Origin of the sequence: Bacillus sp. SIMBA_074 (genome assembly GCF_046534555.1) — a bacterium.
Lineage (GTDB): Bacteria > Bacillota > Bacilli > Bacillales > Bacillaceae_G > Bacillus_A > Bacillus_A mycoides.
Genome location: NZ_JAWRYM010000357.1, coordinates 1 through 286, shown reverse-complemented (window position 1 = coordinate 286; position 286 = coordinate 1). Strand labels below are relative to the sequence as shown.

The window sequence follows — 286 nt, the reverse complement described above, 5'->3', positions numbered from 1 at the left end:
GCATCATTCAGGGAATTGCTTTAGGGGGCCTGCCGTCTATTGCCATGGCATATTTGGGAGAGGAAATGGAGCCCAGAAGCCTTGGTGTCGCGATGGGGCTCTACATAAGCGGAAATTCACTTGGGGCGGTCTGCGGACGCATCATATCGGGAACGCTGACTGATCTGTTCAACTGGCATGTGGCGATGGGCTCAATCAGCTTTATCAGCTTGGTGGCAAGTCTCATTTTCTGGATTTGCTTGCCAAAATCACAAAATTTTCATGCGCGTACACCTGAATTTAAAAA

General features: G+C 49.0%; 1 protein-coding gene. It reads left to right on the top strand.

The window, feature by feature from the left end; genetic code table 11:
• Positions 1–286, top strand: a 286-nt coding sequence (locus SB773_RS31150; protein WP_410594134.1) for an MFS transporter, incomplete at both ends; no start/stop codon positions are given.